25 protein-coding genes are annotated in these 26,705 nt (G+C 51.8%); 2 read left to right on the forward strand and 23 right to left on the reverse strand.

What is annotated here, in order from left to right; translation table 11 throughout:
* Nucleotides 1-144 precede the first annotated feature (144 nt).
* Complete coding sequence (locus tag EYB31_RS04995; RefSeq protein WP_131012188.1) at nucleotides 145-876, reverse strand: hypothetical protein; 732 nt, start codon at nucleotides 874-876, stop codon at nucleotides 145-147.
* Between the two features lie 355 nt (nucleotides 877-1,231).
* Here EYB31_RS04995 and EYB31_RS05000 point away from each other — a divergent pair, with 355 nt between their 5' ends.
* Complete coding sequence (locus EYB31_RS05000; protein WP_131012189.1) at nucleotides 1,232-1,981, forward strand: DUF421 domain-containing protein; 750 nt, start codon at nucleotides 1,232-1,234, stop codon at nucleotides 1,979-1,981.
* Between the two features lie 31 nt (nucleotides 1,982-2,012).
* Here the strand turns inward: EYB31_RS05000 and EYB31_RS05005 are convergent, their stop codons facing one another.
* From EYB31_RS05005 to EYB31_RS05060, 12 genes are all read right to left on the reverse strand, one after another.
* Nucleotides 2,013-2,861 carry a hypothetical protein gene (locus tag EYB31_RS05005; RefSeq protein WP_131012190.1) on the reverse strand — a complete coding sequence of 283 codons (849 nt, stop codon included), beginning with the start codon at nucleotides 2,859-2,861 and terminating at the stop codon, nucleotides 2,013-2,015.
* 215 nt (nucleotides 2,862-3,076) lie between these two features.
* Nucleotides 3,077-3,730, reverse strand: a complete 654-nt coding sequence (locus EYB31_RS05010; protein WP_131012191.1) for a copper amine oxidase N-terminal domain-containing protein — start codon at nucleotides 3,728-3,730, stop codon at nucleotides 3,077-3,079.
* Between the two features lie 88 nt (nucleotides 3,731-3,818).
* A complete protein-coding gene (locus EYB31_RS05015) occupies nucleotides 3,819-4,736 on the reverse strand; it encodes an iron-hydroxamate ABC transporter substrate-binding protein (RefSeq protein ID WP_131012192.1) in 918 nt (305 codons plus the stop codon).
* A gap of 23 nt (nucleotides 4,737-4,759) precedes the next feature.
* Complete coding sequence (locus EYB31_RS05020) at nucleotides 4,760-5,776, reverse strand: FecCD family ABC transporter permease (RefSeq protein ID WP_131012193.1); 1,017 nt, start codon at nucleotides 5,774-5,776, stop codon at nucleotides 4,760-4,762.
* Nucleotides 5,777-6,712, reverse strand: a complete 936-nt coding sequence (locus EYB31_RS05025; protein WP_240762133.1) for a FecCD family ABC transporter permease — start codon at nucleotides 6,710-6,712, stop codon at nucleotides 5,777-5,779.
* 110 nt (nucleotides 6,713-6,822) lie between these two features.
* Entirely contained in the window at nucleotides 6,823-7,641 is an 819-nt protein-coding gene (locus EYB31_RS05030) for an ABC transporter ATP-binding protein (RefSeq protein WP_131012195.1), read from the reverse strand.
* Between the two features lie 257 nt (nucleotides 7,642-7,898).
* Nucleotides 7,899-9,089: a M24 family metallopeptidase gene (locus tag EYB31_RS05035; RefSeq protein WP_131012196.1), complete on the reverse strand. Its 1,191-nt coding sequence runs from the start codon at nucleotides 9,087-9,089 to the stop codon at nucleotides 7,899-7,901.
* A gap of 192 nt (nucleotides 9,090-9,281) precedes the next feature.
* A complete protein-coding gene (locus tag EYB31_RS05040; RefSeq protein ID WP_131012197.1) occupies nucleotides 9,282-10,049 on the reverse strand; it encodes an SDR family NAD(P)-dependent oxidoreductase in 768 nt (255 codons plus the stop codon).
* A gap of 7 nt (nucleotides 10,050-10,056) precedes the next feature.
* Complete coding sequence (locus EYB31_RS05045; protein WP_131012198.1) at nucleotides 10,057-10,893, reverse strand: carbohydrate ABC transporter permease; 837 nt, start codon at nucleotides 10,891-10,893, stop codon at nucleotides 10,057-10,059.
* Nucleotides 10,893-11,786 carry a carbohydrate ABC transporter permease gene (locus EYB31_RS05050; RefSeq protein ID WP_131012199.1) on the reverse strand — a complete coding sequence of 298 codons (894 nt, stop codon included), beginning with the start codon at nucleotides 11,784-11,786 and terminating at the stop codon, nucleotides 10,893-10,895. The genes EYB31_RS05045 and EYB31_RS05050 overlap by 1 nt, the downstream gene beginning before the upstream one ends.
* Before the next feature lie 116 nt (nucleotides 11,787-11,902).
* Nucleotides 11,903-13,243, reverse strand: a complete 1,341-nt coding sequence (locus EYB31_RS05055; protein WP_131012200.1) for an ABC transporter substrate-binding protein — start codon at nucleotides 13,241-13,243, stop codon at nucleotides 11,903-11,905.
* A 55-nt stretch (nucleotides 13,244-13,298) separates the two neighbouring features.
* Nucleotides 13,299-15,023 carry a hypothetical protein gene (locus EYB31_RS05060; RefSeq protein ID WP_131012201.1) on the reverse strand — a complete coding sequence of 575 codons (1,725 nt, stop codon included), beginning with the start codon at nucleotides 15,021-15,023 and terminating at the stop codon, nucleotides 13,299-13,301.
* A 223-nt stretch (nucleotides 15,024-15,246) separates the two neighbouring features.
* Here EYB31_RS05060 and EYB31_RS05065 point away from each other — a divergent pair, with 223 nt between their 5' ends.
* Complete coding sequence (locus EYB31_RS05065; RefSeq protein WP_240762077.1) at nucleotides 15,247-16,272, forward strand: LacI family DNA-binding transcriptional regulator; 1,026 nt, start codon at nucleotides 15,247-15,249, stop codon at nucleotides 16,270-16,272.
* Nucleotides 16,273-16,378: 106 nt separating this feature from the next.
* On the opposite strand, the gene EYB31_RS05070 is transcribed toward EYB31_RS05065, so the two are convergent.
* From EYB31_RS05070 to EYB31_RS05115, 10 genes are all read right to left on the reverse strand, one after another.
* The gene (locus EYB31_RS05070; protein ID WP_131012202.1) at nucleotides 16,379-17,185 is read right to left on the reverse strand and encodes a hypothetical protein; all 807 of its coding nucleotides are present in this window, start codon (nucleotides 17,183-17,185) and stop codon (nucleotides 16,379-16,381) included.
* 99 nt (nucleotides 17,186-17,284) lie between these two features.
* Nucleotides 17,285-18,034 (reverse strand): S-layer homology domain-containing protein, encoded by a 750-nt coding sequence (locus EYB31_RS05075; protein ID WP_131012203.1) that lies wholly within the window; start codon nucleotides 18,032-18,034, stop codon nucleotides 17,285-17,287.
* Between the two features lie 30 nt (nucleotides 18,035-18,064).
* Nucleotides 18,065-20,446 (reverse strand): hypothetical protein, encoded by a 2,382-nt coding sequence (locus EYB31_RS05080; RefSeq protein ID WP_131012204.1) that lies wholly within the window; start codon nucleotides 20,444-20,446, stop codon nucleotides 18,065-18,067.
* Nucleotides 20,447-20,513: 67 nt separating this feature from the next.
* Entirely contained in the window at nucleotides 20,514-21,014 is a 501-nt protein-coding gene (locus EYB31_RS05085; protein WP_131012205.1) for a hypothetical protein, read from the reverse strand.
* 6 nt (nucleotides 21,015-21,020) lie between these two features.
* On the reverse strand, nucleotides 21,021-21,419 hold the full coding sequence (locus tag EYB31_RS05090) for a hypothetical protein (protein ID WP_131012206.1): 399 nt from the start codon (nucleotides 21,417-21,419) through the stop codon (nucleotides 21,021-21,023).
* Between the two features lie 212 nt (nucleotides 21,420-21,631).
* Nucleotides 21,632-21,871: a hypothetical protein gene (locus EYB31_RS05095; RefSeq protein ID WP_131012207.1), complete on the reverse strand. Its 240-nt coding sequence runs from the start codon at nucleotides 21,869-21,871 to the stop codon at nucleotides 21,632-21,634.
* A gap of 26 nt (nucleotides 21,872-21,897) precedes the next feature.
* On the reverse strand, nucleotides 21,898-22,779 hold the full coding sequence (locus EYB31_RS05100; protein WP_131012208.1) for a hypothetical protein: 882 nt from the start codon (nucleotides 22,777-22,779) through the stop codon (nucleotides 21,898-21,900).
* Nucleotides 22,780-22,853: 74 nt separating this feature from the next.
* Nucleotides 22,854-23,846, reverse strand: a complete 993-nt coding sequence (locus EYB31_RS05105; RefSeq protein WP_131012209.1) for a hypothetical protein — start codon at nucleotides 23,844-23,846, stop codon at nucleotides 22,854-22,856.
* A 20-nt stretch (nucleotides 23,847-23,866) separates the two neighbouring features.
* Nucleotides 23,867-25,552 (reverse strand): ATPase, T2SS/T4P/T4SS family, encoded by a 1,686-nt coding sequence (locus EYB31_RS05110; protein WP_165452219.1) that lies wholly within the window; start codon nucleotides 25,550-25,552, stop codon nucleotides 23,867-23,869.
* The gene (locus EYB31_RS05115; protein ID WP_131012211.1) at nucleotides 25,498-26,691 is read right to left on the reverse strand and encodes a P-loop NTPase family protein; all 1,194 of its coding nucleotides are present in this window, start codon (nucleotides 26,689-26,691) and stop codon (nucleotides 25,498-25,500) included. Before EYB31_RS05115 ends, EYB31_RS05110 begins: the two co-directional genes overlap by 55 nt.
* Between the last annotated feature and the right edge of the window lie 14 nt (nucleotides 26,692-26,705).

The following is a 26,705-nucleotide window of genomic DNA, read 5'->3' on the forward strand; positions in this document are numbered from 1 at the left end:
CACAAGTTAAAGCTGAAGCCGCGGCGCAAATGCCCGCGGCTTCAAATCCTTACATCCCATATCCTTATGCCCATACTTCTCCCGGTTAATCTGCTCTTTCAGGTGGAAGCCTCAAAATTGGTCGGCCTCCGGGCATACCGTCGGCTACCTTGGATAAGTAAGAACCGAATCGCAATAATCGCAGTTTTTCTTTTCTCCGCGCTGCAGCACGCTTTTGGCTCCGCAACCGGAACATTCCACCGTTTTGGGCGCACGTTTAACCTTTTTGGACATCCTTGCAGGAGCTTCGTCAAAATCCAAATCCTCGAGTCCCGCTCCTGTCAACTCAAAATTAATCGTAAACGAACCATCGGATTCATGAATTCCCCAATGTGATGGCGCGAGATGCCTAAAATCCGCATCAAAAGACATATCCTCAATCATCCGCAGCTCGATCATGCGCAGCAAATCGTTCCGCACGATACTTTCGCGTTTATTTACGGCTTTGGCAATATCTTGAACGGATGTTACCTCTTGATAATAAATGAGGTCATAATATTTCTTGTACCTGGCTTCGAGTTGGATTGTCTTCACCCAACTGATGATCCCAAGCAAAAATCCCGGGATACCCAGAACAGCCACACATCCATAATAAAAGTCACGCCCGTCCCCGTCTCCGAGGACGCTGGCCCTTTTGTACATATACGCTAATGTAAAAAAGAGAAAGAGCAGCAGACAGGTTTTGCTGATAAGTTTATAATCGAGGATCCGGTGATAGCTCAAATTGACATGTTTGATTACCCGTATAAGTGTAAGCAGGACCGCCACCGGAAAAAAAAGAAACCAGAACCACGCAATCAGCTTGCCACTTATTGCGGGCTTGTCGCTAGTATACACGTTTGCGTTCCCCCTTCTGTACAGGCCCAAGGGCCTCTTCTGCAAGCATTTTTTAATAAGTGAGCGCCGAACCGCAATATTCGCAATTTTTTTTCGCTGCCGTCCATAACGGTTTTAGAACCGCTGAAAATATTTCCTAGTTGCGTATATTAACTATACTACGAAACCACTTCCTTTAGTGATTCATTTTTTCCAAATCTATGAATATGAGCCAGCTTGCTTGAAGAGATAGACGATTTCTGCCCGCCCACGTTGGCTGTATGTTTCCTCACCCGGAACTTGTCTCCTGAGGGATAAAAGTCGCACGTTTGGGCAGGATATTGGATAATTTCGGAATATAGGAGTTGCGCAGAAATTGAATTTCTTCAAAGGCCAGCCGTCACTGGACCTCATGGACTGGATTTTAAGGGCGGGGATCAGCTTTATATTTCTCCTGCTGCTGGCCAAAATGATGGGACAACGCTCTATTTCCCAGCTTCGGCTGCTCGATTTCATCATTGCCCTTACGTTAGGCAATATAATAGCCCACCCGCTTTCTGACGAACAATTAGGCATGTCCGGAGCCATCATAACCAGTGTCGTATTGGTTGCATTATACATCGCCGCTACTTGGCTTGGCTTGAAGTGGCCGCCGTTTAAGAGATTTCTGGAGCCGCTGCCTGTCACACTCATTCAAAACGGACACATTGATTTTCACAATTTAAGCAAAGCCAGAATATCGATGCATTATTTATTTTCCGAGCTGCGCAAGGAAAAAGTCGACGATATTGCCAAAGTCGCTCTGGCAATCTGGGAACCGGGAGGCATTATTTCCGTTTTCCTAAATACGACTTATCAGCCGCTCACCCCAGCCGATATGAACAAACAGCCGGCAGCATTTTCGCTGACTCAACCCGTCGTTATTGATGGAAAGATCGAATATCCGCTGCTCAGGCAATTAGGAAAAGATACGGAATGGCTCATAAATCAACTTGCCGCTGAGCATGCCAAGCTGAGTGAGGTCATCCTCGCGACCATAGACAACAGCTGTAATGTCAAAGTAGTCTTATCCCGCAGAACAAATGAACGAATAGAAAAAAGACTTCAGCCGCCAAACGTTGACTGAAGTCCCACTTCCTTTATACGAGCAGATAAGACTATCCGAACCATTCTCTCCTGACACCTTTGGAATCCCTTATCTTATCGAAAAACGCATATGCCCCCGCTGCAAGCGAGACGGCAAAACAACAGCAAGCAATAACCGGAAATAACGACCACTCCTGAACGGATCCGCCTAAATAAGTTTGCCAACCGATCGATACGAGTCCTAAAATGTACGTAGTTCCCGCGATATGAACAAGATTTCCCCGCGTTTGAGCTGAAGGCGTCTTCCGGCTGACAAGCCAAGCGACTGCCGGCATCGCTTGAATTGCATGAAAACCAAGACCGTGCAGCCAGATCAAGTTGCCATGCAACCCGACTGTCCGGCCACCGTTAAAAGATATCCATATTCCGGCCGCAAAGGAGATCAGCACAGCGATCATCGCATAACGAATGCCTGTAACGAGCACCGGATGGGCCGTGTAAGCTTTGCTGCGAAAATAATGGACGGCCAGAAACAAATAACACAACACAAGCAGCAAAGCGACAAAAGTAAATATGGAGCCTACCGTCACGTCAAAAGGCGCTGCCCCCTTTACGAACCTTGGATTTACGCCGCGGAAGTTCTGGACATTTTCGGCAAAATAACAATACAACGCCAGTATGATATACGACCACCGGAAAAATACCCGGCCTTTCGCGCTCATGGCCGAAAATGGTGCAATTGCCGCCGTCGAAAGCAAAAACACACCCAGCGCCGCATCAAAAGAAAATGCATTCGCCACATTCCCGCGCGGAGCGACCTCCCCTCCGTACAACACGACCCATACCGCGCAAATCCCGGCAAGCAGAAAACCAAACAAACCGGTAAGCGCCAATCCTTTTTCTTGTGCAAATAAATTCATACATTCCCTCTCCTCGCCGATCATACTTGCAATGGCTTTATTGTACAGAGAGGAACACTTTTCAAAAACGTGCTGGAGACCGTTTTTATTGTCGTTCTTGAAATGGAGGCCGGCATCATACCTGCGGCCGATACCGGGTCCGCCCGAAGTGCCGAAACAAAAAAACCTGCCGCCGCAAATCCCGGCAACAGGCCTTTCGCATACTTGCTCATGTATTAAAAAATAACAATCCCGTTGATTGCGCTGGAATCGCCAACCGGTTGAAGACCGGTAATTTGCCAATCGCCATTTTTCTGCGGTTCGACAGTCACCTTCACCGTGCCTTGACCGGCGCTGCCTGACGAAGTTTTCAGATGAAAGGTCACCTCGTAGCTGGTGCCCGTTTCTCCTGCTGGAACGCCGCCAGCGATTTCATAATTGTCCACCCAAGGGCTGGAGACGCCGGTGACCCAATTTAACTCTTTGTACGATGAGAGCGTCCGCTTCCGCAGCTCCGGCGAAAGCAAAGCATATTGAGCCGCACCGTTGCGTTTTTTCACCCACTCGGCCCATTTGTTCACCGCTTCATCTGCGGAAGCCGGAGCCAAAGCGCTCTGCAGCAAGTCGATTTGCCGCTGCAACGACGCAGTGTCAGGCATTTCCACATTCACCGTCCGTGTAACTTCATCCCATCGCACATCCGCTCCAAGCCCTTCGGACACCGTACGAATCGGCACCATCGTATTGCCGTCGATCATTTGCGGCGGCACTTCGGGAGCGAAAAGGGCCCCGTTAATCACCAGCTTGGCGCCTCCGGCCGAATAAGCGACACCGCCGAACATTCCAAAAACCGTCGTCAAAGCAAGCAGCGCAATCCATTTTCTCCGCATGGAAACATCTCTCCTTTTAGGATTCGTATTATACAACTACCGACGTAACCGCAGGAGAAAAGGTTACAGCAAGGACCGTCCGGACCGGTTATTTGGCCAAAAACTTCTCCGCGTCATCCAGCGACATTTTGTGCCCTATTGCCGAATAATCAAGCCACGGCTGGTCGGGAATCGGGTAAACATGACCCGCTTTGACCGCTTTTAAGCCCTGCCAAATCGGGCTGTTCTGCAGCTGAGCGTACAGCTTTTTAGCACCGTCTTCGTTGTTTACGACGACAAAAATCGCATCCGCATCGTAATCCGGAAGCACTTCCTGCGAAATTACGTCAAACGCTTTATCTTTACTGATTTTTTCGACGCCTTTAGCCGGTTTGAGTCCCAGATCTTCGAACAAAATAGGCCCCATAGGCCGTCTTGCGCCAAACACACGCAGCTCTTTAGCCGTTATACGCACCGCCATGACGGTGCCGTCGCCGATTTTATTGTGAAGCAGTTGTTTGACGCGTTCCGTCTGTGCTTGATCGGCTTTGATGAAATCCTCGGCCTGCTGCTCCCGGTTTACAATTTTAGCGACTTTTTTTAAATGGTCTCGCCACGTTCCATCGTCAAGATCAAAAACGACGGTTTTGGCAATCTTCTCGTATTTGGATACTTCTCCGGCATATTGTTTATCCGCAAAAATCAAGTCCGGCTTCAACGACAGCAGCGTTTCCATATCCGGTTCCGTTACGACTCCAAGCGGTTTCGTGTTGGTCAAGCGGTCCGCCACATGGGGCAGGAACGCTTTTAAATCCCCGCCAATCACAGAACCGACAGGCGTAACTCCAAGCGCAAGCAAATTGTTCGTCAAATGGATCGACAATGAGGCGATTTTGAGTTCCTTGTTGACCGGGGCCGTTTCATTTCCCGCCGCCGCGGCAGGCTGCTGAGGCTGAGCCGCCGGGCCGCCGCACGCAGATAATACACAAATAAAAACCAAACTTAGCAGCAAAAGTGTTTTTTTCATAGTTTCTCCTCAATCCGTATGTTTTATTTGGTTTTTTGCAGCAAATATAGAAAATAAGGGGCACCGACCGCAGCCACCACGACACCTGCCGGAATCGCGTTTGGTTGAAAAATCGAACGGCCGATAGTATCGGCAACCACCAAAATAACAAGGCCGATCAGAGCAGAAATCGGCATAAAATGCTGATGCATCGGGCCGACGAGACGGCGGGCCAAATGCGGAGCGACAAGGCCGATAAAACCGACTCCGCCCGCCATCGATACGCTGGCGCACGATAAAGCGACGGCTGCGGTGAGTAGCAGATGGCGTTTTCTGCGCACCGATGTTCCGATTCCGATCGCGACCTCATCGCCCAGCGAAAACGCATTTAGCGATTTGGTTTGACACAATACATAAGGAACAATCAGGACAATCCATGGCAGTAACGCATACACATGAACCCAATCCCGTCCCCAGACGTTTCCGATCAGCCACCTTGAGGCAAACGCGTAGGTTTTGTCGTCCAGAGTTAGCGATAAATATAACGTAGCGGCGCTAAAAGCGGCGGCAACCGCAATGCCGATTAAGATCAGCCGGATGGGCAGCCAGCCTTTTTGCCGGTCAAATGCCAGCAGTACAATGATTGCCGCCGTAACCGCACCTCCCGCGAAAGTAAACAGCGGTATCAGAAGCGAGATAGCCCCGCTCATCGCATGAAAATAAGTCAGATAAACGATCAATCCCAGCGAAGCCCCCGCGTGAATGCCGAGAATACCGGGATCGGCCAGCTCGTTCCTTGATAGTCCTTGCAAAATGGCGCCGGAAATGCCCAGACCGATGCCGGCCAGCATCGTCACTAAAATGCGCGGCAGCCGAAAATCGAACAAAACCATCGTATCGTCCGGACTGCCTTGTCCGACAAGCGTTTTTATAAGGCCTAACGGTGAAATTCGAATCGTCCCGGTATTCAAGCTGATCATAATGGTGGCGAAACAAATCAGAAGCAGGATAAACCCTACCGTAAGTGCTTTTTTCCGTCTGGCTTGCGTCTGCTGCCACATTTACAAGCTCCTCTTTTCTTTATAAGCAAGGTACAAGAAGAATGGCGCGCCGACAAGCGCAACCATCGCACCAATCGCCAGTTCCCTGGGCGGATTGACCATTCTTGCGCCCAGATCGGCGAATACGAGCAGCACCGCCCCCAGCAACGCCGAAACCGGGATAATATAACGGTAATCGACCCCAACCAGCTTGCGGGAAATATGGGGAATCACCAGCCCGACAAACCCGATCGAACCGACAGCCGAGACGGATACGCCGGCAAGGACCAATGCTCCGATCATGCCAAGCAAGCGAACCCGCTTGGTTTTGACGCCTAAATTCGCCGCAACTTCGTCCCCTAAAGAAATTAACGAGATGGAACGGCTCAGCGCCAATACTCCGATAATTGCGATGATGATAATGGGTATTAACAGCTTAAGATGAGACCATCTGACTCCGGCAACGCCTCCCGCGTACCAAAAGGCCAAATCCTGGCTCAGCTCATAATAAATAGCGATGCCCGAACTGAGCGAATGCAGCAGCGCTGCAACGACAGCGCCGGAAATCGTCAGCTTAAGCGGCGTCAGTCCTCCGGCCGAAGTGGAACTGAGCAAAAAAATAGACAGCGCGCTGAATGCCGCGCCCATAAACGACATCACAACCAGCATGGAGTACGGCATATTGGGGAAAAACGCAAAACTTAACGCCACCATCAGCGTCGCTCCCGCATTGATCCCCAAAATGCCCGAATCGGCCAATGGATTCCGCGTCACTCCTTGCATTAACGCCCCGGCGACCGCAAATGCGGCCCCCATCACTGCCGCTCCCAATACCCTCGGCAATCGCAATTCATGGATAATCTGGTGTGTGGTCACAGCCGGATTATAGTGAACTACCGCCGTCCATACCGTTCCAAGGGTCATCTCTTTTGCGCCGAAAGATATAGCCAAAAACATAGAGAACAATAATGCAGCCGCCGATAAAGTTATAATCAAACCAAACCACGGACCGCTTATCCGCGTAACCCGACTTCTTCCCGGTGCCTGATGTAGATCGCGCGAACTCATTAAGAACCGATTCCTTCGCTTGTGGCACACAGCTCGAAAGGTAAACATAAGGGAACTCCCGTGCGGGGATCGGCTAGAATATCGGCTTCGATTCCGAACACTTTGCGCAGAACCTCCTGAGTCACCACCTGCTCGGGAGTCCCCTCACTCATCACCTTTCCGTGCTGGATCGCCACCATATGATGGGCATAACGGGCTGCGTGGTTCAAATCGTGCACCACCATCACAATCGTGCGCTCTTCTTCTGCGTTCAGCTTTTGCAGCAGCTTCAATATTTCCAGCTGATGGGCCATATCCAGAAACGTGGTCGGTTCGTCGAGAAACAGATACTCCGTTTTTTGGGCCAACGCCATGGCAATCCACGCCCGCTGCCGCTGTCCTCCGGAAAGCTTATCGACCGGACGGTCGGCGAATTCGCTCATCCCCGTTACTTCAATTGCCCAATGAATGACATCCCTGTCTTCCGAGCCAAGCGAGCCAAAGCCTTTCTGGTGCGGGAACCTTCCGTAGGAAATAAGCTCGCTGACCGTCAAGCCTTCCGGCGCGGTCGGATTTTGCGGCAAAATAGCAAGCTGCTTGGCCACATCTTTGGTCGCTTGCTCGTGTATCGATTTTCCGTCCAGATAGACGGTTCCGCCCCTCGGTTTGATGATTCTTGCCATCGCTTTGAGTATCGTTGATTTGCCCGAGCCGTTCGAACCGACAAGCGCCGTGATTTTGCCGGGAGGAATCGATAAATTCAAATCGCTCACAATCAAACGGTCATCGTAAGCGACGTCCATTTGTTTGGTAAATAACCTGTTCGCACCATGCGTCATCTCATAGACCATCCTTGCCTATGTCAATTTGACTAACAACAAACATATAAGTCATTACGAATGATAATCATTTTCAAAAGAATTTTATATGCCCGCATATATATTGTCAATAGAAGTTCTGTAACGCAAAAAACGGACCGGGCGGAAAATTGCAAATTACCGCCTGGCCCGTTTATTTCGGGTTACATTCAATCATTTATGTCCCTATCGGTGACATTTGTTTCAAAATATAGGGATGCATTGCAGATGCGCCTACATCAAACGCGCAATACGCCTTCGCGGGAAACCGACAGCTTTTCGAAACCGTCCGGAGTGATGGCATAGCTGTTTTCGATCCCGACGACACCACGCTGCGGAAACGTAAACTTAGGCTCTACCGCAATCACCATCCCGGGCTGCAGCGGATACGTAAACCCTTTGGCCAATACGGGCAATTCGTCGATCTCCAATCCGATGCCGTGGCCGAGAAATTTTACTTGATCGTTCGCATACCCCATAAAATGGAGGGCTAACCCGGCTTTTTCGGCAAGATCCAACGAATTAAAATAGAGGTGCTCGCTGATGGTCCCCGGCTTCAGGAGTTGTTCCGTGCTGCGTATGATTTGTTCGCTGACCGCATAAGCTTCGGCCAGATCGCCGGGAAGTTCGCCGATCACAGCCGTGCGGGTCTGGTCTATCACATATCCGTCGATGCAGCACCCAATATCGAGGAGTATCGGCTCGTCCCGCTCGAATTTGCGGCGTCCCGCGCTTTGCGGACTGGCAGGACTGAGACCTTGCCCTCCGGCCGGGCCGTCAAAATAAGTCGGCATGGCCGCCGCCGCACCGCCGCCAACCATACCGGTGATCGTTTCTTGATTGTATCCGCGCATCCGCATCAAACCAAGATGGCCTCTTCGCCGGATATAATATTCGATTTCGCTCATCAATTCGAATTCGGCCATTCCGGGCCGAAGCAGGCCCAACGCATGCTCCAGCGCTTCGTCGATCAACCGGGCCGCAGCTCGAATGCGATCCAGCTCGTAAGCGCTTTTGATCATCCGCGTCTCGCGGATCATCGCGGAACCGTCGGCCCATTGCACACCCGGCAGCATCGTCTGCAGCCGCTGAAACTGCTGTACCGGCAGCACATCGTATTCGGTAGCGACAACCGGCTGTTTCTGCTGCCCGCCGCCGAATACTTGCGGAAACCGCGCTTTCAGCCGTTCTCCCCAAGAACGGAAAGATCCGATCGGCTCTACTTCGACCTGCGCTTCTTCTTCGGCGCGGACCACGCTCCGCCGCACATAAAACACCGGATCCCCTTCCACCGGAACAAATAAATAGCCTGTTTGCATCGAGCCGCACAAATAATAAATATCTACATTTTGCGCAACAAGAAATCCGCCGGTCTGCTTCTCCCGCATTTTTTGCTGCAGACGGGCAATACGTTCACTGTAATCGATCATATAATTAAACTCTCCTTGTTCATGATATCGGCAAGCGAAAGTTACGAGTAAAACACCGCCGAAAGCGCGTTCACCGCAAGGCCTGTATTACTTAAACATACCGGGAACCGCGGGAAAATGCAAAACTTTATCGTGATCAAGGCAAAAAAGGACACTCCCTTATTCGGGATGCCCCATGCCAAACCAGCTCGTTCAGATCGTCTTTCCGCTATCGATAACGATGACTTCTCCGTTTACAAAATCCGAAGCGGGGGAAGCCAGATAAACCGCAGCGCCGACATAATCGTCCAACCTTCCGATTCTGCCGAAAGGATGGTTCTGTATCGTTTTTTGCTTTTTATCCGGATGCTGCGCATAAAAGTCTGCCGTAAAATTCGTTTCCGTGGCGGTGGGCGCAATCGCGTTTACGTTGATTCTGTAAGGCGCCCACTCGAGCGCCAACCCCTTGACCAGATGGATCAAAGCCGCTTTACTTGCCCCGTATGCGGTAAAATTGGCTCCGGCCCGTATGCCTCCCGTCGAGGCGATATGGATGATTTTGCCGCGCTGCCGTTGGATCATTTCCCGCCCTACTGCCTGGCTCAAATGAAATACGCCGGTAAGATTCACGTTAATCACATGATTCCATTCCTCCAGGGTCGTTTCCAGCAGCGGTTTTCTTACGGTAGCCCCTGCGCTGTTCAGCAGTATATCGATGTTCCCGAATTCGCTGATTGTCCGCTCCACCATCAGCTTCACCTGCTCCGGGACGGTGATATCCGTTTGCAGCGCGATAGCCCGCCCCCCGCTCCGCTCCACTTGGTGGGCCGTCTCCTCCGCCAAGGCGAGGCTCCGGTCGGCAACCACAATATCTGCTCCGAATTCGGCCATGCTCAGCGCCGACGCCCCGCCGATCCCGCCTCCGCCGCCGACAATAACCGCCGTTTTGTTGGTCAAATCAAACATGTCCCTGCTCATCATACACCTCCTAGCCTTTTATTCCCGTAGTTGATATGCCTTCGACGAAGTACTTCTGGGCAAGGAAGAAAATAAGCATTGGCGGCAAAATGCAAAGGATCGACATCGCCATCAGTTGGTTCCATGCCACAGTGCCGGTCACGTCCATAGACATTCTAAGCGCCAGCGATATCGGGAATTTGGCAACGCTGTTCACATAAATCAGCACGTTGAGAAAATCGTTCCATCTCCATACAAATTGAAAAATCGCGATCGAAAATATGGCCGGTTTACAGAGCGGCAAAATAATCCGCCACAAAATCGCAAACGAGTTACAGCCGTCGATTCTGGCCGACTCGTCAAGCTCTCTGGGAATGCCGCGAATAAACTGCAGCATCATGAAAATAAAGAAAGAATACGTACCGAACAACGCAGGGATGATAAACGGCCAATAGCTGTTCAGCCAGCCGAAATTTTTAAACAAGATGTACCTCGGGATGATGATGATTTCGTTAGGCAGCAGCAGCGTCGCGATAACTAAAGCAAACATGATTTTTTTCAGAGGAAATCTGAATCGTGCAAACCCGTAAGCCACAATGCAGCTCGATAAAATCGTAAATAAAACCGTCGGAATGACCAGCTTAAACGTATTCAGAAAAAACGTGCCATACGTATACTGCCCGCTGGCCTTCCATCCTTTCAAGTAGGAATCCGCTGTAAAATGGGATGGGATCAGACCGACATTAGTGAATATTTCATCATTCGATTTAAAAGAAGAAGCGAAGATCCACAGAAGCGGATAAATCATCACGATGCCCAGCAGGATCAGAAAACAATACGCGGCAGCGTTTTTTACGTGCGCTTTCATTACAAGTCGCCCCCATCCTCATAAAATGTCCAATATTTTGACGACTTGAATATGCCGATCGTAAAAATCAAAATAATGACAAACAAAAACCAGGACTGAGCGGAGGCGTAGCCCATTTTCGTATATTTAAACGCATTTTCATACAGCATAAGCCCGTACAAATAAGTAGAATCCAAAGGACCGCCTTGGGTAATGACATATGCCGAAGTAAATTCTTGAAATGCGTTTATCATTTGCATGATCAAATTAAAAAAAATAATCGGCGTAAGCAGCGGCAGCGTGATATGGATAAACATCCGGCCTTTTCTCGCGCCGTCTACTCTGGCCGCTTCATACAGTTCGCCGGGTATATTTTTCAAGCCCGCCAAAAACAAAACCATCGAAGACCCGAACTGCCATACCGCAAGCAGGCTGATGGTATATATAGCTACATTAGGGCTGCCAAGCCAATTGACCGGCGGCACATGCAGTTTGGAAAGCAGTATGTTCACAAGTCCTGAAGTGTTAAACAAAAATCCCCATAAGATGGAGATGGCGATACTGCCTCCCAAGATAGAGGGCAAATAATACGCCGTTCTGAAAAAGTTAATCGATTTCAGCTTCATATTCAGCAGCATGGCGATAAACAACGCAAAGGCAAGCTTGCATGGAACGGAAAAAAAGACGTACACCAAGGTGACCTTTACCGACTGAAAAAACTTCTTATCCGCCGTAAACATATGCACATAGTTATCGAAACCTACGAAATGCATCGCTTTGAGAATCGAGAAATCCGTAAAGGAATAGATGAATGACACGATAAAAGGGTATAACTGAAAGGCCAGAAACCCGACCAGCCATGGCGCTACATATAACAATCCGACATACTGATATTTCGTTTTGTGTTTTAGCATTATAGGTTCAAACCCTTCTTAACAAATAAATGGAAAACGTGGATTGTTGATGAAGGAACTGAGCGAATATCCTGACCTCAAGCAAGATGATTCGCCCAGTCCCTCAAGGTTGGTCTCTATTTCTTGTTTAATTCCTTGAGCTTGCTCCCGACATCCTGGATGAGGCCGTCCGCTGCCTGCTCCGGAGTCAGTTTGCCGTAACCGACCCTATGCACGTAATCTTTTAGAATCGTATCGATTTCCGGGTTCAAGCTGGAGCTATTCTCTGGTGTGCCTGAAAACGGCAGCGCTTCTTCAACCATTCTGGCAATATTGGAATCGATCAGCTTCTGCTCTTGCAGCAGCTTGGCCATTGGCGCAACAGCCGGCACCCCGTTGGTATCCTTTAATATTAAAGCCGCTTCCTTACTGTTCATAAGCCAGTTGATAAACTTGGCGGATTCGTCGATGTTTGCGGACTTCGAGTTAATCGTGATGATCATGGAAGGAGATGTAATGATACCCGGGTTTTTCGGATTTTTATAAATCGGATATCGGGCAACGTCAATATCGAATTTCGACGCCAGCGCTATGGAAGGGATTTTGGACGCCGAGGTCGGGAATATGCCGTAATTGCCGTTTAGCCAATTCGGGATTTGATCCGCATATACGCTTTCATATTGCACGGCTTCCGTAAAAGGCGGTATGACGCCGTTATCGAGCATTTTTTTGAAGTAGGTAAACACCTCGACGAGATCTTCTTTTTTGAAGCCAAGCGTAAAGTCATCGTTAACTATGTTATTTCCCGTTTTTTGCTTAAGCTGCGATTTCAACAAGTAAATATAATGGTCGTTATTCAAAAACATCAAATATTTATTTTTGTCAGCTTGATGCAATTTGGTGCCGGCTTCCAGCAGGGTGTCCCAATCCCATTCGTTATTCATCTGAATGCCTGCGTCCGTAAGCAGCTTCTTGTTGTACAGCAGCCCGATAGCGTTGACCCCGATCGGAAGCCCCAGCAAGTATTTGCCGTCCCCGGCCTGCGCTGCGGCAAATTTCATATCGATGCCCGACATATCGATTTTATCCTTCATCGTATTCATATCGACAAAAGGCTTGCCGTTGGCGATGAGATCCTGCACCCATTTATAATCCACGGATACGATATCGGGAGCGGTGCCGCCGGTCAGCTGCGCCAGCAGCTTTTGATAATAAGATGCAAAAGCGCCATATTCGCCTTCGATTTTTACATTCGGATTCATCTTTTGATAAGCGTCGATCGCCGCCAAAATCGCCTTGTTTCGGTCGTCGGAACCCCACCAGGAATAACGCAGATTTACCTGCTTGTTAGCGCTCGCCCCGGATGCTTGCGCACCCTCGGTTTTTGCCCCGCCTTCCGCACTTGGAGTGCCTGAACTGCAAGCGGCAAGCTGAACGAGCATCACAGATGCCAGCGCCAATCCCAACATTTTTTTCATCTTCTTTGTCCTCCCCTGTCTTTGTTTATGATTTGAACCGCCGCGCTGTCGCTAGCTATTTCTTTTCGGCCCATGTGGTCTGCTGCAATTTTTTGCTTAAATCGCTATGCAGCGCAAGCAAGCGGTCGGCATCCAGCAAAGTGTACACTCTATGGTTGAAATCAGTGGTCTCAAACATGTTTTGAAACTCTCCGGCCAACGCGGCCAGCTCTCCCATTTTTTCTTGCAGCAGCTTCTCAGCGTCCGCACCAAACGAAGTTGGATTGCCTGCGGAACGTTCTTGCCGGTATTTTGTCAGAATGATGGTATGTACGACAATCCGGAAAGCTTGTACATATTTTTCGAAAACTTCAAAGCATTCGATCAAATAGCAGTGTGCCTCCGCAGTTAATGCCCCATGCCCCTCCCTCACCTGGGATAACAGGTGCCGGACAAGTTTCAGCGCTTCGTCTTTTTCATCCATGATCAGCTGCACGTTATGTTCGTCAGTTGATAAAGCGTTAGCTTTGGACGGATCCCAGTCTTTTAGACTGTTTTTCTCTTCGGATAGCCAAAGCGCATGCTCCAAACTTACGGGCAGCTGGCTGGAATCGGAAAACACGCAATCGTTGACATAAGGAGTGCGCTTAATGACATCCCAGGCTTGGCTCAGAACCGCCTCGGCCCAAAGAGCCGCCTCCCGTTTCTGCTCCTCCGTCAGATCGGGCGCGAGCAGTTTGCTGTCTTCCAACCACTCTTGGTAAATCGCCGTGCCATCCGCCTGCAGATTATTGCTCAGAGCTGAAAAAGCATACAAATTGATCTCGTTTAAAGTGTCAAACGACGTATGACCGTCCAGGCTCTCCCAATCGGTCCGTACGATAACGCCTGCCGCACCGTTTTCCTTGGCCAATTTCATTCTGCGGCGGTAGTCGTCGACCATGATAGCAGGCCCGATTCCCCAGCCGAAATACTGGCCCATGGAGTCGAATTCGATCCACTGCTCGTGTTCTCCGACTTTGCCGATCCGTGGGTTGTCGGGGAATGTCGGATAAAAATCATGAGGTGTATTTTTTAACGCAAAAGCAATATCCTGCGGCAGTTGTTCCATTGCGGCGGCAATATCGTGATGGGCTTTGGCGTCAAATACAAAATCCCGGATAACCAGCTTTTTGCCCGCTGCTTGCAGCGGCTCGTACATAGCCATCGCCAAATTTCTGAACCAATCCTGCCGGGTCGTATTACGGCATCTTTCACACGTACAGCGGTTGGAGGTAATGGATACTTTGCTTTCACCGGTTGCGGGAGCGGTTATAATGCCGCTGATCTCGGGAAATTCCTCAAAAAACTCCTGATATTTAATTCTTGTGAATTCCCACCAAAACGGATCGGAGGCGCATATTTTCCCGTCCTTGACCAGATCGGGATAAAACTCCAAGATGATCTCCGGAAAATAAAGCTCCTTATTTTCGATGAACACCTCGATCCCTTCCCGTCTCGCCATTTCAATCACGCGCTTTAAAAACGCTCTTCGCTGGTACGGGCCGCTTCTCCGTGTAGGAGTGTATTTGTAAAGTACTCGAAAAATTTCCTGGTATCTTTCGAAAATCGTATTGTACTTCTCACGGCTTGCGCCAAAATATTTGCCCGGATATACGATCAAGTCGATAAAATCATTGCGATGGAGTACAAGCGTGTTCAAATGATGCGCTTTCATGAAGCGCAGCGCTTTCATAATCCAGTTGTAATTCCATGCGTGCTGACTATGTATTTCCAGTGCGCGGGTTTTAAATTCGGTCATTGACGCATTGCCTCCAATTAATAATAATCACGTTTTCTTAATTGTTATTTCTTTATAAGACCCTTTAAAACAAACGTTTTTTTTAACAATGGCGCCTTCTTTATGTTAAAAATAATAACGTTTTCTTTTTTTATATTAAACTATTGTAATAATAACATCAATACATATTTTTTTTCTTTGAAAAATGCGATATAAACGTTTAATATAAAAGAGAATAGCTTTGATGGAGGAAATTAGCGGAATGGATATTACGATTAAGGATATCGCGAGGATTGCAGGGGTCAGCACCGCCACTGTATCCAAAGCATTAAACAACAGTGCGCTGGTTAAACCGAGCACCAAACATAAAATCAACGAAATCGCGGAGCAAATGGGATATCAGCCCAATATAGCCGCCAAAAGTCTCGTCTCCAAAAAAAGCCGTACGATTGGAGCGGTTTGGCCTAATGTCGATCGGGCCACCCTAACCACTTTGGCGACAAAAATTAACGATGAATTCAACAAAAACGGGTATTCCATGATTTTGTCCATTAATCCTGCGGAATCCGCCATTCAATTATTCAATCAAATTCAAGTTGACGCCATACTTGTATTCGATCGGAGCGATCCTAACAGCTATGCCGGACCGATTGCTTCGAAGGTGCCCGTCCTTTGTTACGGAGAACCGGCGAGCAAAGGTTTCCCGTCGGTTTACGTCGACAGAAGAAAAGCGATGTTTAAAGCCGTCGAGTATTTATGGAGCCTCGGCCATCGAAAAATCACGTATATCGGAGACGTCTCCAACAAAAGAATCAGCCAGCAGGAAAAACACATCGGATTCACGGACGGCGTGATCGAATTTGGGTTGACCACACATCCCAGCATGATCGTCAATTCTAACGGACTGGAATCAAATGAAGGCTACAAAGCGGCTTTGAAACTGCTTGCCTCCTCTTATAAACCTACGGCCATTATCAGTGGTACTTACGATCTTACCGTAGGCATTCTGCGCGCATTGCAGCAGGAAAATAAAAGAGTGCCTCAAGACATCTCTTTGATCAGCTATGACAACATTCCGCAAATGGAAAGTTTGCCCACAGCGATTACCGCGGTTGGGGGGCCGATCGACGGCATTGCAAAAAAGGTCGTGGAGTCGGTTTTATGCATGATCGATAAACAGGAGCAGCTTCCGCTGTTACAAACCGTAGAACCCGAACTGGTCAAACGCGACTCCTGCCGATCCTGTTCCGGAGAAATAAATAAGAACTAGTCGGGGGCGGCGACGAGCTTAATAATCATGTCAGAGCTTTGGCATAAACGAAAGGACACCGCGCATTTGCGGTGTCCTCTGTTGTATTAACGCCTGCAGTTTTATTTTACGATTGGGGTGCCGCTTCCGTAGGAGGCGCAGGAGGCGCTTGATGCTTCTGATCGACCATCTTGCCGAGTTGTTCGGTCAAGCTTGCCTGCAACGTGCTGATCAGCTGATCGCGGGTAATTCCTTTTTCGGCAGCGATTTCGGCAAGCGACTTACCGGCTTCAAATCCGGTCTTCAGCTCGTCTTCCGTGATGCCCGTCAGCTCCGCCATTTCTTTAGGACCGCCCAGCATACCCATTCCCGGCATACCAGGACCTGGACCTTTGCCATCTTTCTGCTGTCCGCTTGGGCCTTTGCCGTCTTTCATCTGTCCGCCTGCACCTTGCTGTTTCGTATTTTCCACCTGCTGCTTCAAGCGCTCTGCGAGTCCGGATTTAAGCTTATCCGCTTGTTCTTGGGTCATTTTCCCGGAAGATACCGCTGCGTCAATCGTCTGAGTCTCGGAAGCGGTAAGCTTCTCCAGCAGGACATCTTCGGTGATGCCGGCGGCTTGCGCAATTTCAACCAGCGTCTTGCCGGATTGGAGCGATTCCATGATCGTCTTCTCGTCCGATCCGAGCAGCGTCGCCACTTCTTTAAACACGCTGCTGCCGCCCCCGCGGAAATTGCCGCCGCCCTGCATGCCGCCTTCCTGACGAGAACCTCCACGGTCTTTCATTCCGCCTTGCGCCTTGCCTGCTTGCTGGCTGTCGGTTGTTACTGTTTTGTCCGCCGCATAAGCGGAGTTATGTACGAAGGCCGCTCCTCCGAACAATAAGCTTGCCGCGATAGTGCCTGTCATTATTTTTCTGCCGATGTTTTTCATTAACGATACCGCCTTTGCGTTTTATTTTGCCTTACACTTTGCATTATAGGCATCGTTTCTGAATTGGACTTGAAGATGGACTGAGAATCGATTGAAGATTTACTGAGCGATTGCTGAACGGGCCTTGGCTAATGACGGCAGCTTCAACAGCCGGTTGATGACAATCACCGCCTGAGCACGGCTAAGTAGGCTTTCGGCGGACAAGCCGGATACCGCACCGTCTGTCTCCATAATGCCCAGCCGGGCCGCTTCTTGCAGGAGAGAGAGATCGACTTCCAGGCCAGTTTGAGCTTGCGGACCGGCGTTTGCATGCGTAGGACGAAATTCATTTCCTCCGGCTTGCGCAGCTTCCCGGGCATCTGCTTGGTCGCCTTCCCGGATCACGGCCGCTCTCTCCGCCATATGAACCAGTTCCACACACCAGCGAGCCGCTTCACCGCGAGTGATGCCGCTTTCCCAATAAACAAGGGATTCATCAGTATCACTGCGGACATCGATGCCAAGATCGGAAAAGGACTGTATATAAGGTTCAAACCACAGTTCGTCCTCTACCGTGGGAATTGCCGGAATACGCAGCGCTCTGGCCAGCATGACCATAAAATCCGCGCGCGCAGCGGCCCGGTCCGGACCAAACGAGCCGTCGGCATACCCGGATACATAGCCGGCCGCAGCCGCCTCGGCAATGTCCCGCTCCGCCCAATGCCCTTTCGTATCGTTATAAGTCACATCCCCCGTTTGCGGCGAGTCAAGCGGGTCCGCAAAAACAGTCCGGGTTGCCGTAAGCAAAGCAAACAACAGCAGCAGCGTGCCGGCAAGCTTAAGATACCATTGCGGTACACCGTTATTCATTAATAAATATCTCCTTTCAAAAGATTGGGCCTATTCTGCGGGGTATGCTTTCATCGCGCGCCCGCTTTCCAGCTTGCCGCTTGATTGCACCGTCACATATAACGCTCCGCCTCCCGGCGATAGCTGCAGCGCATCAAACGTCAAACTCGATTGTCCTGCAATGGCTGTGGCCGCCGCACTTTCGCCGCGCAGATTGACCATAACCACCGCATCGGTTTCACTATTGTACAACCTCACCGTATCGCCCGACTGCAATCCGTATACCGTCACTTCATCCGGTGATCCGCCGGCGGCATTAAGCACTGTCATCTGCAGTGCTGAAAGCGTGGCGGCAACCGGCTCGGCGGCATATATTTTCGGAACGCGGCCGCTTTCCGTTCTACCCGGGGATGTTACGCTTACGTAGACGACACCGTAACCCGAGCCAAGCTGAGATACGTTTGCCGCAGCCTGGGTCGATCCTTCGGCGACAACGGCAGTCGCAAGAGGGATGGAAGCCGCTTCCGCGGCGTATACCTTCACCGTATCCCCTGCGGCAAGACCGCTGACAGCGATCGTGTCGGAGCTGCCGGCAACATTGTCCACCCGAATGAACGACCGGTCGGGAGCGATACTTGCGCCTTCCGCAGCGTAAGCTTTGACGGTGCGCCGGCTTTCCGTTTTACCCGGCGAGACAGCCGTAATATATACAGTCCCTCCAGCTTGGTCCAGCTGCGATACTGCCAAAGTCACGCTGCCGTTGCCGGAGAGCACGATACCGCTGGCCATCTCTCCGCTAATGTAGCTGTTGGCATATACTTTCACCGTATCGCCGGCCGTCAGCCCTTTTACGGTAATGGTATCGGAGCTTGTCCCTATCTCGTTTCCGATCCGTATATTGGCCGCCTGAGGGGGAGATGTCTGCCGTACGGCGGCAAACGATTTGGCAACTCGGCGGCTTTCCGCATTCGGCGCCCTTGTCACCGTCACGTAGATCAGACCGTCTTGAGCGCCGACTTGCGACAGCGAAACCGCCGCTTCCGTGCTGCCGTATGCGACGACGGCGTTTCCCAGTGCAGCGGATGCCGCTTCATCCGCGTATACGCGGACAACGTCTCCCGGCGCAAGGCGCTTCACCGCAACCAAATCAATCAATCCACCGTTATTTTGCACGGCAATGTCGGAGGGATCCGGGGCCGGGGTCGGCTCCTGATCCGGCAGTCCCTTGCGGACTCTGCCGCTTTCCGCCTTACCGGCGTTCTGCACGGACACATAGATAAAACCGCCTGTGCCGCTGAGCACCGCAGCACGAAGGACGACCGATGTCTCCCCGGGCGCAGCTACAGCGCTGGCTTGGACGGACGATCCGCTTTCGTCGGCATAGACTCGCAGCGTATCCCCCGGCTCAATACCCGCAACGATCACTTCATCGCTCATGCCGACCCTGTAGTTCAGCACGGTGATTTGCGCCGGCAGCAACGGCGGGCTGACGGGTTCTTCCGAAAACAGTTTTGCAACACGTCGGCTCTCTAGCCGAGGCGACCGCGTCAAGGTGACGTACACCCGGCCCGTACCGGAGCTGGGGGACAGCTGAGCCACCGTCACTTCGGCGCTCGATTGTCCGGCAGCTACGGCAGCCGAACCAAGCGGACTAGCCGCAGCCTCATCGGCGTATACTTTCACCACATCGCCCGCCAGCAGCCCGGTCACCGTCACGCTGTCATTTGTGCCGTTCAGACGGTTGACTATATGGATGGAACCGGCAGCAGGGGGAACTGTTAACGCTTCGCCGTCGTACGCCTTTTGCATCTTGGGACTTTCTCTTTTACCGGCTTCCGTTACCGTTACATAAATATACCCCGCCGTGCCGCCCAGTTGATCCACCGGCAGCTCGGCAGTGCCGGACGATGGGACGGAGGCGGCAGCAAGCGCGGTCGTATCCGTACGCGCGCGATACACTTTTACCGTATCGCCGGCATGCAGCCCCTTCACGGTCACCTTGTCGGCCGTCCCGGCCGGCTCGTTGACCACCGTCACGGCCCCGGCTGCCGGCGCATGCGAGATCGGTTCGGCGCTGAACGACTTGACGATGCGCCGGCTTTCCGACGAGGCGGGGCTCGTCACCGTCACGTAGACGAACCCCGCCTCCACGCCAAGCTGCGCCACGCTGACCACGGCGCTGGCGGAGGCTGCTGCGGCGCTGCCCAATAGCGCCGCGCCCGCTTCATCGGCGTACACGCGAACCGTGTCGCCGGGGGTAAGGCCGGTGACCGTCACCGTGTCTGCGGTGCCGGTCAGCCGGTTATCGATTTTGATCGCGCCGGGCGAAGGCGGCGCGGTTTGCACGGCCAACGCGGCGCATGGAAGCAGCACCAGCAGCAGCCCCTGCAGCGATGCCAGCAGTATCGCGGTGCGCCGTAAAAAAACGAACATGCTTCTCACCTCATTAAATCAGCGTTAAAATATACGTCCAAAACGTCGCCTTACAATTAGCTTTTCGTTAATAAAACGGATACTCGTAGATCACCGTTTTGTATATGTAACCGTCATAGGATAAACGGTTGGTTCTCGGCAGCGGCACGCGAACCCGGTATATCACGGCAGGGCCTTTTAGGACCTGGGCGATATGTTCTGCATTACGCACATAGCTGAACGGAAATGCAACACCCGGAGTGGCGTCATCGACATAATCCTCATAAATGATCTCCACCGGCCCTTTCAACAGCGTGCCTTCTTTGGGGGTTAATTGCGCTCCGCTCTGCAGCTCAAGGTTGTAGCGCAGCCCCGCCTCAAAAACAACTCTGGCATCGCTGCGCACGAACTGTATACGTCCGTCGTTAAGCGCGGCGGCGTCTACCTGCAAGGAAGCGTCATGCGCCGCCCGGTTCAGCGAAAATTTCAACCGGTTATGCACCTCTTTGGTCATAAAGCGGTCCGCTTCAAACCCCATGGCAAACAAATAAATTCCCGCCATCATCACAATCAGCAGCACCCGGTGCACCGGCTCTCACCTCACCGGAGCCTCGCTCATTTGCTTGGCATAACGAACGATGACCCCCGGATCATTGTCAGCCGCCCCGAACATCCTGCGAAACAGCCAACGCGGCGTGCTTTTGACAATCAGCTTGCCTTCGATGTATTCCCCCCTAGGGGTTAACGCAGTCGTACCAACAAACGAAATATCGCCGGAATCAATCAAAAATGTATGGATCAGCGTCTCCCTCATTTCCTGCACAAGCTCCGGCGTAAATCTCCCGTTCTCCGCATTGGCGGCCCGCTGAATGGCGCTGTCGAGCACCATTTCCACCGCATTCGCCCGCGTAGAGTAAATATCATGCAGCACCGGCTGGAACAAAAACAGCAGCAGCGTATAGACGGTAAGCATTTCGACCAGTGCTGCCTTCACTCCGCATCTCCCTCCTTACATCCCGTATACATCAACGTCTGAGCTGGCACTTCACTCCGTTCAAATCGAGCAACTGTATCAACGTCTCAAAGCGGCGCATCTCTCCGTGTTAGATCAAGCAACAACTTCAACATCTCAGGCCAGCTCATCACTCCGTGCCACATCAAGCAACAGCACCAACGTCTCAAGCTTGTGCATCACTCTGTATTAATTCATGCAACTGGCCCTGCTCGCTCCGCAGCGCGCGCCTGGGACTCCCGTGCTTGCAGCTTCCCTTCCCGCTCATCAAACAAAGGTACGGCATAACTTGTGGGGACATTGGTGTTGTTAAAAAGATCGTCCATCTGCGTCTTCTTTTCTTTCATCGAACTCCATAAGGCTACAAAAATAAACAATCCGATCGCAGCCAGCGTTGCCGCGATAATTAAAAACTTCTCCAAAGCCGGTTTCATCGGCATTCCTCCCGTCAATATAAGCTTTATCCGAGCTGATTTGTCGTACGGCTTAAATCCGATACATACTGCTGGGCGATATGCAGCGCATTCCACAAGTAAATAAGCAATGGCATAAAAGCGATGCCATAGGCGATATGGCCAAAAAATTTGCGCCGGCGGCGCCGGTTCTCGCGCAGCAAATTCGTATAACTTTCCTCCCTCGCCTCGACCAGTGCGGAAATATCCCCGGGCCGGGCCAGCTCAAGATCGGCAAGCAGCTTGCACAATTCGCGCGCCTCTTTGGTACGGATATGTTCGGCCATCGCCATCATAGCGGTATGCGGCCCTTCGTCGAACTTGCGCAAAGCAACGTTGATCGACGGTTTGATCCGTACGGTGTAATCCCGCAATTTGGTCAGCATTGACAGCAGATTCAGCTTTCGCTGGGATTGCTCCTTCATCTCGTCTGCGATCATATTGTAGACCATAAACAACTCGCGGTTTTTTTCACCGTCGTAGATATCCTTCCATTTTCCGACCAAATACGTAACAACCGACGTTTTCGTATGCGTCAGGAGCATAAACAACCCTGGGCCCATCAGCTTCAGCAGCACCCCCGGCAATGACATTTCGCTGCCATATGCGAGCAGATCATAAGTATTGTTGGCCAGCCAGCAAGCCGCGATCCCATAACGGAACAGCTGATATTGGAACGCGGTAAGCTTCAGCGGATACCCGGCCTCTTCAAACATCGTCTCCAATCGTTCGGGCACAAGCCATTTCTTCAAGCTCATGCTTTGCAGTCTCGTTCTGACAGCAGCCCGTTTCCCTCCCGGAACGGCTTTCCAAACAAGCAGCGCCGCCGCCGCAAAAAAAGCGCAAACGGCAAAATCGCGCAGCAGTAACGATAGGGCATACATGGTCATCTATCCATCCTCCTATCCAGCTGGCAAGGCCAAAAGCGGACTTCGAATCCACCCCCATTGAACTTCTCCAAACTTCAATAATCATTTGGCGGCCTCTTGAACCAAAATGCCATAACAAGCGAAAATAAGATGAAAATAACGGTAATCGTCAGCCAATATCGTCCGGTTTCCGTACCCAGCTGATAATGCATCGTGCTGGAGAATCCCATAAATACAACCATAAACAAAATTAAGGCGGGAAATAACAGCACATGCAGCCAGCTTAATTGCAGCACCTCGCTGCTGGAGTCGCCTTCATCCCGCAGCATATCGATGTTTTTGTGAATGTTTTTATCGATGCTGCTGAGCGTGCTTTCCACATATTCTCCCCGCACGAGCCCTTTCAGCAAAGCCAGTCCCAGCTGCTTGGCGAATGAAGTATTAATGCTGTACACAAACTCCTCCACCGACCGCTCCAGCTCCTCCGGGTTCGTGTAGTTGATTTCTTCCCGCACCAGCTTAATAAAATGCCGCCGGATCGTTACAGAGCGGACTTCCTGACTCGCCTCCCGCAGCGCGCTGCGCATGTTGCCGCGGTTAACCTTGTATTTGCTGGTCAATATTCCAACCGCCTCCGCCAAATCGTATCCGCCTTGGATTTGAATTTTACGCAGCTTCATATGATAACGCATGTACAAACAGAACACCGCGATTACCGCCATCAGCAGACTGAATCTCACACTGCCGGACGCAAACAAAGCCAGCGTCCCAACGGCTCCGAAAAGCGATGCCGCAAGCAGCAAAAAACTCTGCACCGCGCCCGGCCGATCCTTGTCCCCGCCGGTCGTTATGAGCAGCAGCTCCAGCCACCGGTGCAGACGCCCAGCCGCTTTAACCCACCGGCCCGAACGACGGATATCCTTGCGCCGAAGCTCCCGCAGCGCCTTCATGCGGGTCAGATGCCGCCGGTCCGTCCGCAGCGAGGCTTGAAGAATACGCAGCGCAGGCCGCGCGAACAGATAAGCTCCCTGGCTGGTAAAAAGCGCGGCTGCCAGCAGCAGGCCGTACTGCACCATGGTGAACATCATCGGCTTCGTGCCCCTTTCTCCTAGTCTACACACCGCCCACCGCCGGCTTCCGCCAGCTTTTCTAATGCCAAGGCCATACTGAATTGCGGGTTAGCCGCAGCCGGATTGTAGACGGTAACCCCTTCGCCTTGCGGGATCGGCGCCATTTCTTCCAGCCGTCGCAGCGTACGGACCGCGATGTCGGCCCATACTTGGTCGATTTCGCGCATCTCTTTCAGCAGACCGCCGCTTAAATCAGCGCGATAACTCCAACGGTCGCCGTCCGCATGCCAATGCATCAGCTCATGTGTGCTGATCTCCCCGGTCAACCGGTTGTAGCGCAGCTCCTGAACGCTTTTGAACCGTTTTTTCGTTCTTGTCGTATCTTGACTTTGGACAATCACGATATCGATGTTTTCCGCAACTCGTTTTTCTTCCTCGCGAAATTGCGCGCCCGGATTCTGGCTTACGATCATCCTGGCAAACTGTGAAGGGACCGTTTCCGGCTTCCACGTATGGAACGTGCTGCCGAATCCTTTAAGCAGCCGCTCGCAAGCGAGCATCGCTCCTTCCGCCTCCACTCGGCGCACCTCACCGATGATGGCGTAATCGACGTCAAAACGGAGCACCTGATCCATCGCATGGTGAAACGTCGTTTCGTGAGTTACCCGTTCGATCAGCTTTTTTTCGGGAAAATCGCGGCCGGCCGCCAGTTCATAGTGCTTTTCGATAACCGCCCCGGTGTAATGGTTCTCGCGTTCGGCCAGCAGCGCTTTCAGACTGGTCGATTTCCCCGTGCCGGGAGGTCCGACGATTAACACGTTGCAATGTGTCTTGGATAACGCCTTGATGAACGGCACCGCCTCCTGCGGAATCGTTCCTCTTCGTTCGGTCGCCAAATCGTCCACCGTCACCCGGCCGATCAAAAAACGCCGCAGCGTAATGACGTCGTGACGGACATCCGGCCTCACCGTCAGCGTCACCCGCTCCCCTGTGTACAGGTCGATCTCCAGCACGGTATTGTACAAATTAACGATCGCGTCTTCCTTTTGCCTGGTAAGCGAACGGATGATTTTCTCCACCTCGGCCGGAGAGGAAAATGAATACGGCATACGCACGTGTTTCCCTCCGGTATGAATCCAGATCGACGTGCCGATAATCTGCGCGGCATAGCTGTCGGGAAACGTCTGCCAGGCGGCAAGCGCCTTAAAGCCGTACAATTCGTGAAAAACCGCATGTGTAAGATTCAGGTATTGACGCTGCTCTTCACGGGCGTACCGCTGCAGATCACGGTAATACTCGGGAAAATCGGCATCCTGAAAACCGTTGTTGTCGATAAACGTCTGAATTTGCTCCATAATCGTCGTGACCGTCTCCGGCACTCCGATAATGGCCCGGTTCTCCAGCTCGACAAAAGCATCCGCCTCATCTTTGCCCGCCTTCCTCAGCACTCCGCCGGCTGTTTGCTGCTGGTCTTGAACCCGCCGCGAAAACTCGCGATCGCTTTGTTCCTTGAATTTCCGGCAAATATCCGCGAATTTCGCCTTGCCGCTTTCGGCTGCGAAACCCGTCCCCAAACCGGCTGCGCTTTGTATCGGCGCATGGGATAACGCCGTCGCAGGCTTAGCTTCGGGTTGGGTATGGAACTGGGCGATATGAAACCGTTCTCCGCTCATTTGGCCGCCACTCCCCTTTCCGCTCTGCTCCAGCGCGACAAGCGCAGCCAAGACGCTGCTTCTTTCTTCTTATCCGCCCTAAGTTCGGGCTCCGCTTGCGGCAATTCGTAAAATTGCATGACAGCACGGCACGCTTTCTCCAATTCGCCGCCAAAGCCGGGATGAACGCGCTCCAGCAATTTTCTTTCCGCCTCTCCCCGGGAGAACCCCGGAATATAGGGGAGGCTGGCGATATAAGGCATGCCTTGTTGGCGCGACAACTGTTTGGCCGTCTCCACATCGGGCCCCTCGTGCATTTTGTTGAACAACAGCACACACTTGTCCTCGGCGTTTGCAAATACGGGGCGCAAAATTTGATCCCGCTGCCGCCGCCATTGATCTCCCGCCTGCTGGCTCTGGTTCAGCTGAACGAGCAGCAGATCGCTTTCGTATACGCTTTGCGCCGCCAGAGCATGATCCAAATACGCCCCCGCGTCGATCAATACGACATCAAACAGCTGCTTGGCCGTTTGAATCAGCCACGATACGCCTTCAGGCTGATAGTAATACAGCTTTTTCAAATCGCGGTTGCCGGCCAAATAATATACGGAAGAGGTAAGGTGATGCATCCCGCGCAGCAGTTCCTCGGGCCGCAGCTGCCTGCCTTGCAGCGCACCCCAGATGTCGTCGACATATTTGCCTTCGTACGAAAGCCCGGCATCCCCCGGATTCCAGCCGTTTAAGCCAAGAATGCCGATCCGCGCGCCGGTCATGCCGCCAAGCTTGACGCCAAGCAGCAGCAGGCTCGAAGTCAGCCCGATTTGCGGCAGCGCGCCGATCCCGGCAATCACCCGGCTTGCACGCTGATCGCTGCCCGCACATAACATGGCGATTTCGCCGGCAACCTGCTCCGCCGTCAGCTTGGGCGGAACAAACTTGACGCCATGCGCCGCACACAAGCTCTGCAGCCGCTTCAGCTCCTGATGATCGTCGCGGTTGCTGAGCAGGTATACGATCTCCGCCGCGGGCGCGCACGCCTTCAGATCCACCACCTCGTGGGAGTTCAGCAGCTTATCGCTGACCACAACGCAATCTCCTTGATCCGGCGAAAGCGGCTGACCAGGCACGGCATGCAATACCGCTGCAAAAAGACCGCTATGTTCCAGCATCTCACCGATTCTAGGATCGTTAGCTATCAGCCAAACTTTCATGAAATTCGCTCCCT

Source organism: Paenibacillus thalictri, from assembly GCF_004307995.1.
GTDB classification, from domain to species: domain Bacteria; phylum Bacillota; class Bacilli; order Paenibacillales; family NBRC-103111; genus Paenibacillus_AF; species Paenibacillus_AF thalictri.